Annotated in this window: 17 protein-coding genes; 9 read left to right on the forward strand and 8 right to left on the reverse strand. The window is 70.5% G+C overall.

Annotation, left to right across the window (positions count from 1 at the left end):
• Positions 1-170 precede the first annotated feature (170 nt).
• Both ACIBH1_RS28850 and trxA read left to right on the forward strand, forming a co-directional pair.
• A complete protein-coding gene (locus tag ACIBH1_RS28850) occupies positions 171-362 on the forward strand; it encodes a hypothetical protein (RefSeq protein WP_397317081.1) in 192 nt (63 codons plus the stop codon).
• A gap of 69 nt (positions 363-431) precedes the next feature.
• Complete coding sequence (gene trxA / locus ACIBH1_RS28855; protein ID WP_397317082.1) at positions 432-809, forward strand: thioredoxin; 378 nt, start codon at positions 432-434, stop codon at positions 807-809.
• Between the two features lie 50 nt (positions 810-859).
• On the opposite strand, the gene ACIBH1_RS28860 is transcribed toward trxA, so the two are convergent.
• From ACIBH1_RS28860 to ACIBH1_RS28875, 4 genes are all read right to left on the reverse strand, one after another.
• Positions 860-1,627 (reverse strand): SAM-dependent methyltransferase, encoded by a 768-nt coding sequence (locus ACIBH1_RS28860; RefSeq protein ID WP_397317083.1) that lies wholly within the window; start codon positions 1,625-1,627, stop codon positions 860-862.
• An 80-nt stretch (positions 1,628-1,707) separates the two neighbouring features.
• Positions 1,708-3,045, reverse strand: coding sequence for a class II 3-deoxy-7-phosphoheptulonate synthase (locus tag ACIBH1_RS28865; RefSeq protein WP_397317084.1), 1,338 nt, complete (start codon positions 3,043-3,045; stop codon positions 1,708-1,710).
• Between the two features lie 78 nt (positions 3,046-3,123).
• On the reverse strand, positions 3,124-4,329 hold the full coding sequence (locus ACIBH1_RS28870) for a hypothetical protein (protein ID WP_397317085.1): 1,206 nt from the start codon (positions 4,327-4,329) through the stop codon (positions 3,124-3,126).
• On the reverse strand, positions 4,323-4,964 hold the full coding sequence (locus ACIBH1_RS28875; protein ID WP_397317086.1) for a hypothetical protein: 642 nt from the start codon (positions 4,962-4,964) through the stop codon (positions 4,323-4,325). Before ACIBH1_RS28875 ends, ACIBH1_RS28870 begins: the two co-directional genes overlap by 7 nt.
• Positions 4,965-5,103: 139 nt before the next feature.
• On the opposite strand from ACIBH1_RS28875, the gene sigK reads away from it, so the two are divergent.
• Both sigK and ACIBH1_RS28885 read left to right on the forward strand, forming a co-directional pair.
• Positions 5,104-5,667: an ECF RNA polymerase sigma factor SigK gene (gene sigK / locus ACIBH1_RS28880; RefSeq protein ID WP_397317088.1), complete on the forward strand. Its 564-nt coding sequence runs from the start codon at positions 5,104-5,106 to the stop codon at positions 5,665-5,667.
• Positions 5,664-6,464 carry an anti-sigma factor domain-containing protein gene (locus tag ACIBH1_RS28885; protein ID WP_397317089.1) on the forward strand — a complete coding sequence of 267 codons (801 nt, stop codon included), beginning with the start codon at positions 5,664-5,666 and terminating at the stop codon, positions 6,462-6,464. Before sigK ends, ACIBH1_RS28885 begins: the two co-directional genes overlap by 4 nt.
• Positions 6,465-6,470: 6 nt before the next feature.
• Here the strand turns inward: ACIBH1_RS28885 and ACIBH1_RS28890 are convergent, their stop codons facing one another.
• Positions 6,471-7,439, reverse strand: coding sequence for a phosphotransferase family protein (locus tag ACIBH1_RS28890; RefSeq protein WP_397317090.1), 969 nt, complete (start codon positions 7,437-7,439; stop codon positions 6,471-6,473).
• 241 nt (positions 7,440-7,680) lie between these two features.
• On the opposite strand from ACIBH1_RS28890, the gene ACIBH1_RS28895 reads away from it, so the two are divergent.
• The 5 genes from ACIBH1_RS28895 (at position 7,681) to ACIBH1_RS28915 (ending at position 13,277) form a co-directional block, all read left to right on the forward strand.
• A complete protein-coding gene (locus ACIBH1_RS28895) occupies positions 7,681-9,453 on the forward strand; it encodes an ABC transporter substrate-binding protein (RefSeq protein WP_397317091.1) in 1,773 nt (590 codons plus the stop codon).
• Between the two features lie 98 nt (positions 9,454-9,551).
• Entirely contained in the window at positions 9,552-10,535 is a 984-nt protein-coding gene (locus ACIBH1_RS28900; RefSeq protein WP_397317092.1) for an ABC transporter permease, read from the forward strand.
• Entirely contained in the window at positions 10,532-11,428 is an 897-nt protein-coding gene (locus ACIBH1_RS28905) for an ABC transporter permease (RefSeq protein ID WP_397317093.1), read from the forward strand. Before ACIBH1_RS28900 ends, ACIBH1_RS28905 begins: the two co-directional genes overlap by 4 nt.
• 1 nt (position 11,429) lies before the next feature.
• Complete coding sequence (locus ACIBH1_RS28910; RefSeq protein WP_397317094.1) at positions 11,430-12,374, forward strand: ABC transporter ATP-binding protein; 945 nt, start codon at positions 11,430-11,432, stop codon at positions 12,372-12,374.
• Positions 12,375-13,277, forward strand: a complete 903-nt coding sequence (locus tag ACIBH1_RS28915; protein ID WP_397317095.1) for an ABC transporter ATP-binding protein — start codon at positions 12,375-12,377, stop codon at positions 13,275-13,277.
• On the opposite strand, the gene ACIBH1_RS28920 is transcribed toward ACIBH1_RS28915, so the two are convergent.
• From ACIBH1_RS28920 to ACIBH1_RS28930, 3 genes are read right to left on the reverse strand one after another with little or no spacing between them, the layout of a single operon-like run.
• On the reverse strand, positions 13,261-14,130 hold the full coding sequence (locus tag ACIBH1_RS28920) for an aldose 1-epimerase family protein (RefSeq protein ID WP_397317096.1): 870 nt from the start codon (positions 14,128-14,130) through the stop codon (positions 13,261-13,263). The genes ACIBH1_RS28915 and ACIBH1_RS28920 overlap by 17 nt on opposite strands.
• A 22-nt stretch (positions 14,131-14,152) precedes the next feature.
• Entirely contained in the window at positions 14,153-15,202 is a 1,050-nt protein-coding gene (locus ACIBH1_RS28925; protein WP_397317097.1) for a 2-oxo acid dehydrogenase subunit E2, read from the reverse strand.
• On the reverse strand, positions 15,199-16,182 hold the full coding sequence (locus tag ACIBH1_RS28930) for an alpha-ketoacid dehydrogenase subunit beta (protein WP_397317098.1): 984 nt from the start codon (positions 16,180-16,182) through the stop codon (positions 15,199-15,201). Before ACIBH1_RS28930 ends, ACIBH1_RS28925 begins: the two co-directional genes overlap by 4 nt.
• Positions 16,183-16,207 lie beyond the last annotated feature (25 nt).

Here is a 16,207-nt window from a genome sequence, read left to right on the forward strand (position 1 = left end):
CTTTGACATGACTTGCCAGGTATGAGCGGCTGGAGCTGGGATCTGTGTGCGCGCGACACCTCACCGTGGCCAAGAGTTCATCGCCGCAGCTCCGAATCGTGACTAAAGTCGATGGCCGGGCATCCCTGTGGCCGATGCCGCGTGCCATTCGCCGCTCCCAGACTGGACCCATGGGTTTCCTCGGCGTCATCCTCATGATTCAGGGCTTCGGCGGGCTCGTGGCCAGGCAGTTCTTCGACAGCGACTTCGGCCTGCTGGACAACTGGTTCACCGGCGGGGCGCTCACGGCGGTGCAGGTGGCGGTCGGCCTCGCCGGCCTGGTATGCCTGCTCATGTCCGTCCGGCGCTCCGACGAGTCGTGAGGAATGCTCCGCGCGGGTAGGTGGTTGACGTAACCAGTACCTTCAGCGACGTATGACGAGGAGCCACGTGTGGCGACCATCGAAGTGACCGAGACGAACTTCAACGACATCGCCGACAAGGGGATCGTCCTGCTGGACTTCTGGGCGGCCTGGTGCGGGCCGTGCCGCATGTTCGCCCCGATCTTCGAGAAGGCCTCGAACAAGCACGAGGACGTCACCTTCGGCAAGATCGACACCGAGGCGCAGCCCGCGCTCGCGCAGGGCTTCGACATCACCTCGATCCCGACGATCATGGCCATCCGCGACGGCATCGTGGTGTTCGCCCAGGCCGGCGCGCTGCCCGAGCCCGCGCTCGAAGACCTGATCGGCCAGGTCAAGGCGCTCGACATGGAGGCCATCAAGGCCGAGCTGGCCGACGAGATGCAGAAGGCCGCCGAGCGGAACTGACCTGCCGCGCATACGGAAAAGCCCCGCCGAGGCGGGGCTTTTCGGTTCTCTCAGCGCTTGACGCCGACTCCGGCGTAACCGGGGGCGGGCGGCCCGTCGACCGGGCCGTCGGGACGCCACTCCTTCGGCAGGACCAGGCCGGGCTCCACCAGCTCGTAGCCCTCGAAGAAGGCCGAGATCTCGGCGTGGGTGCGCAGGTTCAGCGCCGCCGTGCTGCGCCGGTAGACCTCCAGCGCGTCGGGCGTCAGGTCGGGCTTGGGGTCGATGGCGTGGCTGATGACCAGGTGGCTGCCCGGGACACTGGCCTCGTGCAGCCGCTTGACCAGGTCGTAGGCGGGCCCGTCGGGCACGAAGTGCAGCAGGCACAACATCAGGAAGCCGACCGGCTCGTCGAAATCGATCAGGCCGCGCAGCCCGTCGAGGAGGTCGCCGGGCTCGCGCACGTCGGCCTGGAGCACCTTCACCTGCGAGCCGGCCAGCAGGGCGCGGGCGTGCGCGCACACGACGGCGTCGTGGTCGACGTAGACCACGCGCGCCTCGGGCGCGATCTCGTGGGTGTTGCCCTGCGTCGGCAGGCCCGAGCCCAGGTCGACGATCTGCCGCACGCCCGAGTCGACCAGATAGCGCACCGCGCGGCGCAGGAACGCCCGGTTCTCCTGTGCCGACAGCGCGGTCGCCGGGAAGGTCCGCATGATCTGTTCGGCGGCGGCCCGGTCGGAGGCGAAGTTGTCCTTGCCACCCAGGAAGTAGTCGTACATGCGGGCGACGTTGGGAACGCTGGGGTCCACACCCTCGGGCACTGGCTGGCTCACGGGCATGATCGTACCCGAGGGTCTCTCGCGAAGCCCGATAAATCAGGCTCTTTCCGTTATGTCAGTTACGACCGATAAGTCACGTGTCAGGCGGAGCGGTAGAGCTCCGCGACCCGGAAGGCCAGGTCCAGCGACTGGCTGCGGTTGAGCCGCGGGTCGCAAGCAGTCTCGTAGCGCCGCGCCAGGTCGTCCTCGAGGATCTCGGTGCCGCCGCCCACGCACTCGGTGACGTCGTCGCCGGTGAACTCGATGTGCACGCCGCCCGGGTGGGTGCCCAGCGCCCGGTGCACCTCGAAGAAGCCGCTGACCTCGTCGAGCACGTCGTCGAGCCGGCGCGTCTTGTAGCCGCCCGCGGCCTCGAAGGTGTTGCCGTGCATCGGGTCGCAGATCCAGGCGACCTGCGCGCCGCTCGCCGAGACCTTCTCCACCAGCGTGGGCAGATGCTCGCGGATCTTGGAGGCGCCCATGCGGGTGATGAACGTCAGCCGACCCGCCTCGTTGTCGGGGTTCAGCTTCTCGATCAGCGCCATCGCCTCTTCCGGCGTGGTCGTCGGGCCGAGCTTGACGCCGATCGGGTTGCGGATGCGCGAGAAGAACTCCACGTGGGCGCCGTCGAGCTGGCGGGTGCGCTCGCCGATCCAGACCATGTGGGCCGAGACGTCGTACGGCAGGCCGGTGCGCGAGTCGATGCGGGTGAGCGCCTGGTCGTAGTCGAGGATGAGCGCCTCGTGGGAGGAGTAGAACTCCACCGTGTGGAACTCCTCCGGCTCGGCGCCGCAGGCCCGCATGAAGGCCAGCGCCTGGTCGATCTCCCTGGCCAGCTGCTCGTAGCGGCGGCCGGCGGGGGACTCGGCGACGAAGTCCTGGTTCCACGCGTGAACCTGGCGCAGGTCGGCGTAGCCGCCCTTGGCGAAGGCGCGGGCCAGGTTCAGCGTCACCGCGCTGGAGTGGTAGGCCTTCAGCAGCCGGTTGGGGTCGGGCTGCCTGGCCTCGTCGGTGAACTCGAAGCCGTTGACCATGTCGCCGCGGTAGGCGGGCAGGGTGACGCCCTCGCGGGTCTCGGTCGACTTGGAGCGCGGCTTGGCGAACTGCCCCGCGACGCGGCCGATCTTCACGACCGGCACCCGGCCCGCGTAGGTCAGCACGATGGCCATCTGCAGGAGGGTCTTGAGCTTGTTGCGCACGTTGTCGGCGGTGGCCCCGGCGAAGGTCTCGGCGCAGTCGCCGCCCTGCAGCACGAAGGCCTCACCCCTGGCCACCGCGGCCAGCTCGTTCTTGAGCTGGTCGCACTCGCCGGCGAAGACCAGCGGGGGCAGGCTTCCCAGCTCGGCGACCACGCGCTCCAGCGCCGCCGGGTCGGGCCAGTCGGGCTGCTGGGCAGCGGGAAGCTCCCGCCAGGAATCGAGGTTGTTCAGTGCGCTCACGACATACGAGGGTATTTCATTTGCGCTACCAGTCGGGTGTCGGTGTCCACTTTCTGAGAAGGTATTTCCACCTGGTGGTCACTTCTGGACCTCCGTGCCCTGCCCGCCCGCGCGGCCGTGCCGCCTCAGGAGCAGCACGACACCGGCCAGCAGGAGCGTCCCGGCTCCGAGCAGGCCCGCCGAGCCGTACACCAGCTGGGCGTCGTGGGCGGCGACGGCCATCGGGGCGGGCGGCGGTCCGCCGCCGAAGACCGTCTCCTCCGGCACCCCGGCCTGACGCGCCGGAGCGGTCATGATGCGCTCGGCCTCGATCAGCGCCCCGGCCGGGTTGACCTGGCCGAAGCCGATGGCGGTGTCGTAGGCGAAGTCGGCGCTGTCCTTCCACGCCGCGCCGTGGGGTCTGCGGGCGGTCGCGGTGAGCGCCTGGCCCGCCTGGGCGGAGGTGATGCCGGGGAAGCGGGCCTGGAGCATCGCGGCGGCGGCGCCCACCTGGGCGGCGGCGGCCAGGCCGGGATCCGCCGCACCGGTGGAGCCGTCGGGGGCGGGCAGGTCGCGCGGGTGGCCGGGGGCCGACAGGAGCACCGCGTGGTTGCGCGCCTGGTACACCGGCCTGCCGTCGTCGCCGAGCGGCGCCACGCCGAGCACGCCGGGCAGGCCAGCGGGGTAGCGGGGGCTCTCACCTGGGCGGACGGGGGTGACCAGGACGGCGTTGGCGTCCAGGGCGTAGCCGACCGCCTCGCGCAGGCGCTCGTCGGGGGCGGGGAAGACGCTGTCGAGGACGATCACGCCCGCGCCGTGGTCGACGGCCCAGCGGATGGCCTCCAGGTAACGCTCGCCCGGCAGGTCGGCCGCGCGCCAGGCGCGCATGGCCCCGGGGTCGCGGAAGTCCTGGGGATCGGGCTCGACGCGCACCGACAGCACGTTCGCGTCCGGGACCAGGCCGGCGGGGGCGGTGAGAAGGGCGGCCAGGCGGGTGCCGGTGACCTTCGCGGGATCGCGCCCGGCGAACGGGTCATCGGGGTCGACGGCGCCCACGGTGCCCACGGTGCCGGCGGGCGCCGGGTCGCCGTCCTCCGGTTCCGTACGGCGGAGCAGGTCGTGCTCGCCCTTGAACGAGTCCCCGATCCCGTCGGCCCAGCCCACGCCCGACGACAGGAGCGCCACCGTCACCCCCGCGCCCTTGGTGACGCGCTGCGCAGCGGCGAAGTCGCGGGTGGCCTCCGCGCTGGGCGCCGAGGCGAGGGCGAGACCGGCGGCCACGCAGGCCACGGACTTGATCAACATGACACCACCTCGACGGCTCGGCAGGGGTCGCCGGCCGAGGCCAGCGGAAGCAGGGTGTCGCCCACCAGACGCCCGGCGAAGCCGAACACCGACCGGGTGGCGTGCGCCAGCGCGGGGCGGCCGTCCGGATAGCCCACGGCGGCCATCACGACGTAGCGTCCCTGCCGCTCCATGACGTGCTGCTGCGCCTGGGCGTCGCCGAAGCGGGCGGCCAGGGTGCCGGGGAAGGCGGCGGGGCGCGGACCGGCCAGCCCGGCCTCGGCGACCGACGCGGCCGCGTGCTCGTCGCGCATGACGACGATCGCGACGGTGGCCAGCAGGCTCCCGTTCCTGTCGCTGTAGGTCGCCCGCAGGACCCGCTCGCAGCCGGGCTCCCATACGATCGCCTGCGCGACCGGGTTGAGCCCTTCGGCGCAGCCGCTCTCCTGGGCGATGCCCAGGCGCACCGCGTACAGCCGCGCTCCCTGCCCCTGCATGCGGGGGAAGAGCCGGTCGGCGTTCCAGGTGCGCCAGCGGCCGGCCCGCTCCATCGTGCCGAGTTCGGTGGCCTGCGTGCCCGTGAGCGGCCGGGTCAGCTCGAAGACGAGCCCGATGGCGCCGGCGGTGAGGCAGCAGAGACTTACGACAATGGCCACCAGAGTGATCAAAGAGGACTTAGCGGGCACGAAGGAGGACAATAGGCTCTTAGAGTCTCTTTATGGTCACGTGCCCCCGGCCCCGCGAAGTCGCGCGGGAAGTCGGCATCCGCCGAGGCCACCGTGCCGAATCACTCGCGTGACAGACACACTTGTGTCCCGCGATCTCGACGACCTGCTCGTCCGGGTCGCGTGCGGGGACGAGGCCGCCTTCGAACGGCTCTACGACCAGGTGAGCGGGCCGGTCTTCGGGCTCGTGCTGCGCGTGGTGCGCGACCGGGCGCAGGCCGAGGAGGTCGCCCAGGAGGTGCTGGTCGAGGTCTGGCGCTCCGCCGCGCGCTTCGACGGCGGCCGCGGCTCCGCGCTCTCGTGGGTGCTGACCATGGCCCACCGGCGGGCGGTCGACCGGGTGCGCTCCAGCCAGGCCTCGGGGGAGCGCGACTACCGGGTCGGGGTGAGCTCCGTCGAGATCGCCCACGACCAGGTCGTCGAGGAGGTCTCGGTCCGGCTGGACGGCGAGCGGGTGCGGCGCTGCCTCGGCGGGCTGTCGCGGGTCCAGCGGGAGGCCGTCACGCTCGCCTACTACGGCGGCTACAGCTATCCCGAGGTCGCCGGGCTGCTGCGGGTGCCCCTGGGCACGGTCAAGACCAGGATGCGCGACGGTCTGGTCCGCCTGCGCGACTGCATGGGAGTCGAACGATGACCGACATCCACACCCTGTCCGGCGCCTACGCGCTGCACGCGCTGACCGGATCCGAGGTGACGCGGTTCGAGCAGCACGTCGAGGGGTGCGACGAGTGCGCGGGCGAGGTCAGGGCCCTGCGCGAGACGGCGGCGCGCCTGGCCCTGGCCGTCGCAGAGCCGCCCCCCGCCGCCCTGCGCGGCCGCGTCCTGGCGGCGGTCAAGCACGTACGGCAGGCGGCCCCCGAGCCGACCAGGGTGCTGCCCTTCCCCAACGGAGCCGGGCGCCCCGTGACCCCTCGGTCATCCTCCTCCGGCGCGGGCGACGTGGTCGAGATGCGGGGCCGTACGCCGTGGCGCACCCGGCTGGCGCTCAGCTTCACCGCGGCCGCTGCCGCCGCCGCGGTCACGCTCGGCGTGATCGCCTTCGACGCCCAGCGCGAGCTCGACCGGACCCGCACCGCCCAGCGGGAGCTCGTCTCGGTGCTGGCCGCCCCCGACGCCCAGACGGTGCGCCGGCCCGTCACCTCGGGAGGCACCGGCACCGTCGTCTACTCACGCGACCGGGGCAGGCTCGTCTTCACCTCCTCCGGGCTGCCCGAGCTGGGCGACGGGCGGGTCTACGAGCTGTGGCTGATGGGCCCCGACGGCCCGCGCCCGGCCGGCCTGCTCACCCGGGACGCCGACGGCACGACCGTGCCGCTCTTCGCCCGGCCTCTCGGCGACGACCAGCACATCGGCCTGACCGTCGAGCCCGCGGGAGGATCGAGCAGGCCGACGACCACGCCGATCCTGTTCGCGGAGCTGCCCCAGGCGTAGGGGCGGCTAGAGCCGGGCGAGCGCCCGCGTCAGCCCCTTGCTCGCCGCGTCGCGCAGGGGCGCGTACTCCTCCGGCGGGTACTGCCGCGGGCCGTTCTCCACCAGCAGGATCAGGTACAGGTAGGCCCGGTACAGGTCGAGCCTGACCGGGTCCAGGTCGAGCGGGGCGATCTCGCGGTAGCCGGCCAGGAACGGGTCGGCGGGGTCGACCTCGGCGAAGATCGTCGGGGTGATCAGCTCGGCCAGGGGGTCGCCCCAGAAGGCCCGTTCCAGGTCGATGACGGCCTGGATGCGCGGCGTGCCGCCCGACAGGTCCACGAAGGCGTTGCCCGGCCAGATGTCGAAGTGCACCAGCCGGGGCTCGGTGACCGCGTCGAGGGCGGGCGCGGCCCTGTGCACCCGGTCGCGGATCTCGGCCTCCGGCACGGGCAGCTCGGTCGGGTAGCGCTCGGTGTCCTTCAGCAGCGCCTCCACCATCGCCAGGAAGGCCTCGCGCCAGGTGGCGCCGGTGATGCCGCTGTGCGGGTAGCCGTAGACGTCGCCGCGTACCGAGTTGAACCTGGCCATGTGGCCGCCGAGCTCGCGGCGCAGCGCCGCCTGGGTCTCGGCGGGAAGCTCCACCTGGTTCCACGACGTGCCGGTGAGCGCCGACAGGACGAGGTAGTCGCCGCCCAGCACGGGGTCGTCGAACCCGGCCGCCACGAGGTCGGCCAGCGGCACGCCCGCCGCTCCGGCCAGCTCGTAGGCGCGTGCCTCCATGCGCAGCAGGTCGCGTTCGTAGGTGAGCTGCTCGAGCTCGGGAGGGGGCGACAGCTTGAGCACGACCTCGCGGCCGTCGTCGAGGGACAGCCGCCACACGGCGTTGGCGAAGCCGTCGGTGAGCTCGGCCGAGGTGACGATTCCCGCGCCTGTCGCGCGTCTGGCCAGGGCGTCCAGTTCCTCGGGGGTGAGACGCCGCTTGGTCATGCTCTCCATGGGAGAGAGGGTAAGGGTGAGAGCGCTCCCATCGAGTGCCGAAAGCCTAACATTGCGGATATGTCACGCGCTTCCTGGGTCTATTGACACGGAGAAGCGTCGATTTTACGGTCGCGTTACCTGATTGGTGCGGGGCGAGCCTCGCCAAATGGGAGCGCTCCCATTCACGATGACCTTCGGGGGCTTTCGCTCGAGGACAACTCTGCCGGGTGTGGCCGGATCAGAGACGAAGGAGAAATACATGCGCAACAGTTGGCGGTTACTCACGCCCTTAGTCGCGGCGGGTCTGGCAGTAGCCGCCTGCTCGTCCGGCGGCACGCCGCAGACCGGCGGGCAGGCCACGCCGGGCGGTTCCGCGCCGCCGGCCACCCAGCCGGCCCAGCAGCCGGCCCAGGCAGGGGAGTTCCCCCGCAACGAGACGCTCTACTCCACGGGAACGATGTGGGGTCCGCCCGCCAACTTCAACCCGATGGACGAGGGCAACCACGCCACGGGCACGGTCGGCCTGGTCTACGAGACCCTGTTCCACTTTGACACCAATGCCAAGAAGCTGACGCCGTGGCTGGCCGAGAGCGGCAGCTGGACCGACGACAAGACCTACGTCGTCAAGCTCCGCTCCGGCGTCACCTGGAACGACGGCAAGCCGTTCACCGCCAAGGACGTCGCCTTCACCTACGGGCTCGGCAAGATCAAGGGCAGCGCCTTCGCCCACGTGTGGGACTGGCTGGAGGCCGTCGAGGCCACCGACGACCAGACCGTCACGGTGAAGTTCAAGTCCGCCAAGTACAGCCAGTGGGACTTCGAGCTCTACCAGCGGGCGATCGTGCCGCAGCACATCTGGGAGGGCAAGGACGACAAGGACGTCCTCACCGGGATGAACGAGAACCCGGTCGGCACGGGCGCCTACAAGTACGCCAGCCACGCCGACGACCGCGTCGTCTACGAGCGCCGCGACGACTGGTGGGGCAAGACGGCCCTGAACATGGAGCCCAAGCCCAAGTACTTCGTGCACATCGTCACCCCGAGCAACGAAGTCGCCCTGGGCCTGTTCATGCAGAAGCAGCTGGACCTGGCCAACAACTACATCCCCGGCATGAACCGCATCGCCGGTGAGGCCTCGGGCATCCACACCTACTACTCGCAGGCGCCGTACAACCTGTCGGCCAACACCGCGTGGCTGGTGCCCAACACCACCAAGAAGCCGCTGAACGACGCGGCCTTCCGCAAGGCGCTGGCGACCTCGGTCGACGTGCCGAGCATCGTCAAGAACGTCTACGGCGAGGTGGTCCAGGCCGCCAGCCCGACCGGCCTGCTCCCCGGCTGGAAGGACTTCGACGACCAGGCGGTCATCGGCGAGAAGGGCTTCACCTTCAACACCGACAACGCCAAGAAGATGCTCGCCGACGCCGGCTACAAGGACAAGGACGGCGACGGCCTGGTCGAGAACAAGGACGGCAGCAAGATCAGCCTCAAGCTGATCACCCCTGCCGGCTGGAGCGACTGGAACCAGTCGGCCAGCGTCATCGCGACCAGCGCCAAGGCCGCGGGCATCGACGTCACCGCCGAGACCCCCGACTTCCCCGCGCTGCTCGAAGCCCGCAACGCCGGCAAGTTCGACCTGGTGATCAACAACGAGCGCCAGCTGTCGGTCAGCCCGTGGACCTACTACGACTACCTGTTCCGCCAGCCGGTCAACGAAGTGCAGAACACCGTCAACTTCGGCCGGTACGAGAACAAGCAGGCGTGGGACCTCGTCCAGCAGCTCGACGCCGTCAAGACCGACGACGTCGAGGGCATGAAGAAGGTCATCTCGCAGCTCCAGGCCATCCACCTGGACGAGCTGCCGGCCATCCCGCTCTGGTACAACGGCGTCTGGTCGCAGGCCAGCACCGGCGTCTGGAAGAACTGGGGCGCCGACGGCGGCGCGAACAAGTACCCGGCCGTGTTCTGGCGCCACTGGTTCGAGATGGGCGGCTTCGAGACGCTGACCCAGCTCCAGACCAACGGCTCCTGACCGTCTGACCCGCCCCCTCGCGCAGCGGCGCGAGGGGGCTCTCTAACGGGAGGCCGCCCCAGGCCGCGGCCTCCCATTAGTCCACGGAGGACTCGCGCGTGCGCCGCTACTTCGGCAGGAAACTGCTGCTCTACGGGCTGACCTTCTTCGTCGCCGTGACCATCAACTGGATGATCCCGCGCTTCATGCCGGGTGATCCCGTCTCGACCATGCTGGCCCGCCGCACCGTCAACGATCCGGCGGCCTACGAGCAGATGCGGGCCTACTACAGCGACCTGTTCGGCCTGGACAAGCCGATCTGGGAGCAGTACCTGAACTTCTGGGGCTCGCTGCTGCAGGGCGACTTCGGCATCAGTGTCTGGGCCTTCCCGACCCCGGTGGGCAGCGTGATCCTGTCGGCCCTGCCCTACACGCTGGCCCTGGTGATCCCGGCGGTCCTGCTGAGCTGGGTGGTGGGCAACTGGTTCGGCGCCTTCGCCGCCCGCCGCAAGCTGCTCGACAGCGCGGTCCTGCCCGTCGGCTACCTGCTGACCGCCATGCCGTACATGTGGCTGGCGGCCCTGCTGGCCTGGGTGCTGGGCGTGGTGACCGGCTGGTTCCCCTTCGCCGGCGGCTACAGCTTCTCCCGCACACCCGAGCTGACCTGGCCCTTCATCCAGGACCTGATCATGCACTGGGTGCTGCCGTTCCTCTCGCTCTTCCTGGTCGCGCTCGGCGGCTGGGCGATCGGCATGCGCAACATGATCATCTACGAGCTCGACTCCGACTACTCGAACTACCTGGGCGCGCTCGGCGCACCCAACCGGCTGATCCGGCGTTACGCCTTTCGCAACGCGATGTTGCCGCAGATCACCGGACTGGCCCTGCAGCTGGGCGTCATCGTGGCCGGCGCGGTGGTGACGGAGATCGTCTTCGCCTATCCCGGTCTGGGCCTGACCATCCTGCGCGCCATCCAGAACCTCGACTTCTTCCTCCTGCAGGGCGTCTTCCTGTTCATCGTCGTCGGCGTGCTGATCGCCAACTTCGTCATCGACGTCGTCTACCTGCTGGTGGACCCGCGGACAAGGATCGGTGTGGCATGACGGCGCTGCAAGAGATCACCACCCGCGAGGCGGAGTCGGCCGCCGGGCCCAGCCGCGACTGGCTGCACTTCGCGATCCGCAACAAGAAGCTGGTCATCGGCACGCTGATCATCCTGCTGTTCCTGTGCATCGGCGTCTTCGGCCCGCTGCTGGCCCGCTCGGGCTCGGCCTACGACTTCGTCGGGCCCCGCATGGAGCCGCCGTCGTCGGAGTTCTGGTTCGGCACGACCCTGTTCGGCCAGGACATCTTCACGCAGTTCGTGTACGGCGTGCGCAACGCCTTCATGGTCGGGCTGTTCGGCGGCGGCGTCGCCGCGATCGTCGGCATGGTCGTCGGCTTCCTGGCCGGATACCGCGGCGGCTGGGTCGACGAGGTGCTGAGCATGCTCACCAACGTCGTGCTGGTGCTGCCCTCGCTGGCGGTCCTCATCGTGGTCAACGCCTACCTCGGCATCAGGAGCATCCCCGCCCAGGCGCTGTTCATCGGCCTGACCATGTGGCCGTGGGCGGCCCGCGCCATCCGGGCGCAGACCTTCTCGCTGCGCTCGCGCGACTTCGTCGACCTGGCCAGGCTCAGCGGCTCGGGCACCGGGAAGATCATCGCCAGGGAGATCGCCCCGAACATGAGCTCCTACCTGGTCATGATGTTCATCCTGATGTTCGGCGGCGCCATCCTGACCGCCGCCTCGCTCGACTTCATCGGCCTGGGGCCGACCGAGGGCGTGTCGCTGGGCCTGATGCTCCAGCACGCGAGCGTCAACAGCGCCCTGCCGCTGGGCCTGTGGTGGTGGTTCGTCCCGCCGGGAGCGGCGATCACCGCGCTGGTGGGCGCCATGTACGTGGCCAACGTCGGGCTGGACGAGGTCTTCAACCCCAAGCTCAGGGAGATGTGACGTGACGCTGAAGGTCGATGACCTGCGGGTCTACTACCGGACGCTGCGCGGCGAGGTGAAGGCGCTCGACGGCGTCAGCTTCACGCTGGCCGACGGCGAGATCATGGGCCTGGCGGGGGAGTCCGGCTGCGGCAAGTCCACGCTGGGCAAGAGCCTGATCCGGCTGGACCAGCGTATGAAGCACGTCGGCGGGAGCATCGAGCTCGACGGCGAGGTGCTGCCGATCGCCGACGACCGGCGCATGAACGCCTACCGCTTCTTCCAGGTCTCGCTCATCCCGCAGTACTCCATGAGCGCGCTCAACCCCACCAGGAAGATCGGCAGGATGATCGAGGAGCTGCTGCGCTCGCGCGGCGCCCCCTTCGACCGCAAGGAGCTGGAGCGCCGGCTGCGCCTGGTCGGCCTGGAACCCGACGTGCTCGACCGCTACCCGATCGAGCTGTCGGGCGGCATGAAGCAGCGCACCGTCATGGTCGTCTCCACCCTGCTCGACCCCTCGCTGCTGATCGCCGACGAGGTCACCTCCGCCCTCGACGTGTCGAGCCAGCGCGCCGTGGCGCAGACGCTCCTGGAGTTCCGCGACCGCCACCTGGTCAAGAGCATGATCGTGGTCACCCACGACCTGTCGCTCGTCTACCAGATCGCCGACACGATCATGGTCATGTACGCCGGGAAGCTCGCCGAGAAGGCGCCCGCCAAGACCATCGTCAACGCGCCCCGCCACCCCTACACGCAGGCGCTGATCAACTCCCTGCCCGAGGTGGGCGTGCGCTACTCCGAGCGCAAGCTCCAGGGCATCCCCGGCAGCCCGCCGTCGCTGCTGAACCCGCCCAAGGGCTGCCGCTTCCGCGACCGCTGCCCGCTCGCCTTCGACAAGTGCGAGACCGAGCCGCCGTTCACGGAGATCGCGCAGGGACACTCCGTCGCGTGCTGGAAGGCGATCTAGATGCTCAAGCTCGACAAGGTCGGCAAGACCTACCGGATCGGGGCGTTCGGCGGCCAGGAACTGCGGGCCGTCCACGACGTGAGCTTCCAGGTGAACCCCGGCGAGGTCGTCTCGCTCATCGGGGAGAGCGGCAGCGGCAAGTCCACGATCGGCAAGATGGTGCTGCGCCTGCTGCCCCCCAGCGCCGGCTCCATCACGCTCGACGGCACCCCGGAGGCCGACTACTACCGCCACGTCCAGGGTGTCTTCCAGGACCCCTTCAGCTCCTACAACCCGATCTTCAAGGCCGACCGGGTCTTCGAGATGGTACGGCAGGGCTTCGGCCTGCCGTCGCAGGGCTGGCGCGAGAAGGTCGAGTCGGCCCTGCGGTCGGTGCGCCTCGACCCCGGCGCCGTGCTCGGCAAGTATCCGCATCAGCTGAGCGGGGGCCAGCTGCAGCGCATGCTGATCGCCCGAGCCCTGCTGCTGGAACTGAAGGTCCTGGTCGCCGACGAGATCATCAGCATGCTCGACGCCTCGACGAGGATCGACGTGCTCAACCTCCTCGGGGAGCTGCGCGAGCGCGGTCTGGGCATCCTGTTCATCACCCACGACCTGTCCCTGGGCAACTACGTCAGCGACCGCACCGTCGTGCTCTACAAGGGCCAGATGGTCGAGACGGGCCGCACCGACCTGGTCTTCGGCGACCCCCGGCACCCCTACACGCGGCGCCTGCTGGCCTCGGTGCCGCAGCTGCACCGCAAGTGGTCGGAAGAGGAGGAACAGCCGGAGCTCGAGGTGGAGTGCCTGTTCCACGCGCCGGGCGACGGCTGGATCGAGCCCGAGCACTTCGTCGGATGCGCCTTCGGCGGCGGGCAGGACTGCCCGCGCGCCGCCGAGGCGGTCGTCATCCCGCTGCGCTGACCGCGCCGGCCGTCCGGATGGTCCAGCTCGCCTCGTGGCTCTCGCCCGGGGCGAGCAGGACCAGGTCGGTGCCCGAGTTGAAGGCGTCGGGCGGGCACGTCATCGGCTCCACGGCCACGCCGGCGTGCCCCAGCCCGGTGCCGGTGCAGACCTGCACCCACGGCATGACCGCGGCGTCCCACACGATCTCGACGCAGCCGTGACGCACCCGGCCCTCGGACAGGCCCGTGAACGCGTGGTCGACGGCGGTGTCGCCGACCTTGCGCGGCTCCCTGAAGTCGTACGGCGTGGCCTGCACGCCGGTCAGCTCGCGCGGCACGAGCGCCTCGTCGACGAGCAGGACCTGCGAGGCGGGCAGGTGCAGCTCGTCGACGTCGGACAGCAGCCACGGGTGCGGCCCGCAGCCGTAGGGCGCGGGGCGCTCGCCGGTGTTGCGCGCGGTCAGCGTGCTCGTCAGGCCGCCGGAGCCGAGGCGGTGCACGATCTCCAGCTCCAGGCTGAAGGGGTAGCCGGGCGAGGGCTCCAGCGCGAGCGTGAGCCGTACGAAAGCGTGGTCGTCCTCGACCTGCAGGAACTCCGCGACCGTCCACTCGGTTTCGGCGACCAGGCCGTGCAGGGCGTGCCCGCGGTCCGGCTCGTTGACCGGGAGCAGGTGCTCCTCGCCGTCGAACCGGTAACGCGCGCCCGCCACCCGATTGGGCCAGGGGGCCAGCACCGTGCCGCTGTAGTAGGGGATCGGGCCGTCGGCCGGCCAGCTCGTGACCAGGTCGCGGTCGCCGTCACGCAGCACGCGAACGGCAGCGCCGCGCGCCGAGACGTCGGCGAGCAGGCTGCCGCTACGCAGGGTAGGCACTGGGGAGTCCTTTCGAGATGTGTCAAGACAGGGTAATGGGTGCCCGCAACGTGGCGGCCAATGCACCCAGGAACGCGGCGGCGTCCCTGCCGTTGAGGAAACGGTGGTCGTAGGCCAGGCCCAGCGTCACCACGCGCCGGCCGTCCGCCTCCTGCCGCGGCGCCGTCAGCGACAGCGCGCACGTGTGGCCCGGGTAGACGATGGGGGTCGCCAGGATGACGCCGTCGTCGGGGTGCAGGGCCAGCAGGATGTTGGCGCCGCTCAGGTCCGCCTCGGTGAACGTACCGTTCAGCGCCGTGCGGCGGTGCTGCGCCAGATCGGCGGCCAGCTCGGCGGTCGGGCGGCCGGTGGCGTCGCGCAGCACCGGCACGAACATGCCGTTGCCGAGGTCCACGGTCACGCCCACGTGGGCGGCGTCCGCGCGCCGCGCGGTCCTGCCGTTCACCGGCGTGGCGAAGCACAGCGGGAACTCCCCGACCAGGCTCCCGGCGGCCTTGACGACCAGCTCGGGCACGCCGATCAGGACCCGGTCGCGGCGGGACAGGACCCGGGCGTGGGCCAGCGCGTCGGTCACGTCGACCCGCATCGCGGTGAAGGCGGCGGGGATGGCGGCGTGGGACTCCTCGACCACGGCCGCCACCCGGCGCTGGGTTCTTGAAAGATGGATCAGGTCGGGATCCAGGTCGTCGGTGGTGACGACCTTCTTGCCGAGCGCGTGGACCTCCTCCAGGGAGATGCCCCGCTCGGCCATGAGAGCCTGGGCGGGCTTGGTGATGACCACCGTCGCGGCGCCCCCGCCCTCGCGGGCGGCCGGGACCGTGGGGCCGGGACCGGGTTCCTCGCCGACGGTCAGCCGGGCGATCACCTGGCCCGGCGCGCACTCGGCGCCCTCCGCCAGAGCGTGCCTCAGCACGCCGTCGTGCTCGGCCGTGAGCTCCTCCACCGTCTTGGAGGTCTCCAGCTCCACGATGGCCTCTCCGGCCCGTACGGCGCGGCCGTCGGCCGCCAGCCAGGCGACCACGAGATAGGCCGTGTCGTTGCTGTTGAGCTTGGGCACCAGGATGTCGGTCACGTGACGGTCTCCAGTACGGCACGGCGGATGTCGCCGGGCTGCAGCAGGACCTCGCGCTCCAGGTGCGCCGCCGCGGGAATGACACTGTCGGCAGAACTCACCAGCGTGACCGGCCTGCGCAGAGCCGACCACATCCGGGCGTGGAGCGCCGCGGCGACGTCGGCGCCCCAGGTGCCGCCCGCCGTGCTCTCCTCGGCGACCACGACGTTCCTGGAGGCCGGCAGCAGGTCGGGCAGCGGGTGGAGCCTGGCGGGCACCAGGATCTCGCAGACCACCTCGTGCTCCATCAGCAGGTCCTCGGCCGCAGCCAGGGCCCGGTGCGCCACCCCGCCCGGCACGATCAGCGTGCAGTCGGGCTCGCCGCCGCCGTCGAGGCCGATACGCGCCACCTCGTCCCCCGGATACGCGCCCCGGCCCGGCAAGTCGACGCGGAAGAGCGGGCCCGTCTCGAACATCCTGCGGGTGTAGAGGACCTTGTCCTCGAACAGCACGCACGGCAGGCCCTGCTCCAGCATCCCGGCCAGCAGGCGGGTGGCGTCGTGGAAGGGCGTCAGCTCGTAGACACGCAGGCCGGGGATGCCGATGAAGTGCTTCTGGGGGCTCTGGCTGTGGGTGGCGCCGTAGCCCCGGTTGCCGCCCGACGGACAGCGCACGATCAGCGGGACCGGGACCGGCCTGCCGTACATCGCGGTGGACTTGGCGGCGAAGTTGGCCAGCTGGTCGAAGGCCAGGGTCACGAAGTCGGCGAACATGATCTCGACGATCGCCTTGGCCCCCGCCAGCGCCAGCCCGGCGCCCACGCCGGTGATCGCGCCCTCGCTGATGGGCGTGGAGCGGATCCGGTCGCCGAAACGGGAGGACAGGCCCTTGGTGATCTTGAACGCCCCGCCGTACGGGTCGGAGATGTCCTCGCCCAGGACGTGCAGGTCGGGATCGGCCTCCAGGAGGTCGTGCAGGGCCCGGTTGAGGTGCTCGGCCACACGGGGCGCGGGCCCCTGCGCCGCG

Source organism: Nonomuraea sp. NPDC050663 (assembly GCF_044456985.1).
Lineage (GTDB): Bacteria > Actinomycetota > Actinomycetes > Streptosporangiales > Streptosporangiaceae > Nonomuraea.

Bases quoted from the DNA above. Each gene is read 5' to 3' on its own strand.
- ACIBH1_RS28870 (WP_397317085.1), bottom strand. From the start codon at position 4,329: ATGTTGATCAAGTCCGTGGCCTGCGTGGCCGCCGGTCTCGCCCTCGCC.
- ACIBH1_RS28895 (WP_397317091.1), top strand. From the start codon at position 7,681: ATGCGCAACAGTTGGCGGTTACTCACGCCCTTAGTCGCGGCGGGTCTG.
- ACIBH1_RS28915 (WP_397317095.1), top strand. From the start codon at position 12,375: ATGCTCAAGCTCGACAAGGTCGGCAAGACCTACCGGATCGGGGCGTTC.
- ACIBH1_RS28890 (WP_397317090.1), bottom strand. From the start codon at position 7,439: ATGGAGAGCATGACCAAGCGGCGTCTCACCCCCGAGGAACTGGACGCC.
- ACIBH1_RS28885 (WP_397317089.1), top strand. From the start codon at position 5,664: ATGACCGACATCCACACCCTGTCCGGCGCCTACGCGCTGCACGCGCTG.
- ACIBH1_RS28850 (WP_397317081.1), top strand. From the start codon at position 171: ATGGGTTTCCTCGGCGTCATCCTCATGATTCAGGGCTTCGGCGGGCTC.
- ACIBH1_RS28860 (WP_397317083.1), bottom strand. From the start codon at position 1,627: ATGCCCGTGAGCCAGCCAGTGCCCGAGGGTGTGGACCCCAGCGTTCCC.
- ACIBH1_RS28905 (WP_397317093.1), top strand. From the start codon at position 10,532: ATGACGGCGCTGCAAGAGATCACCACCCGCGAGGCGGAGTCGGCCGCC.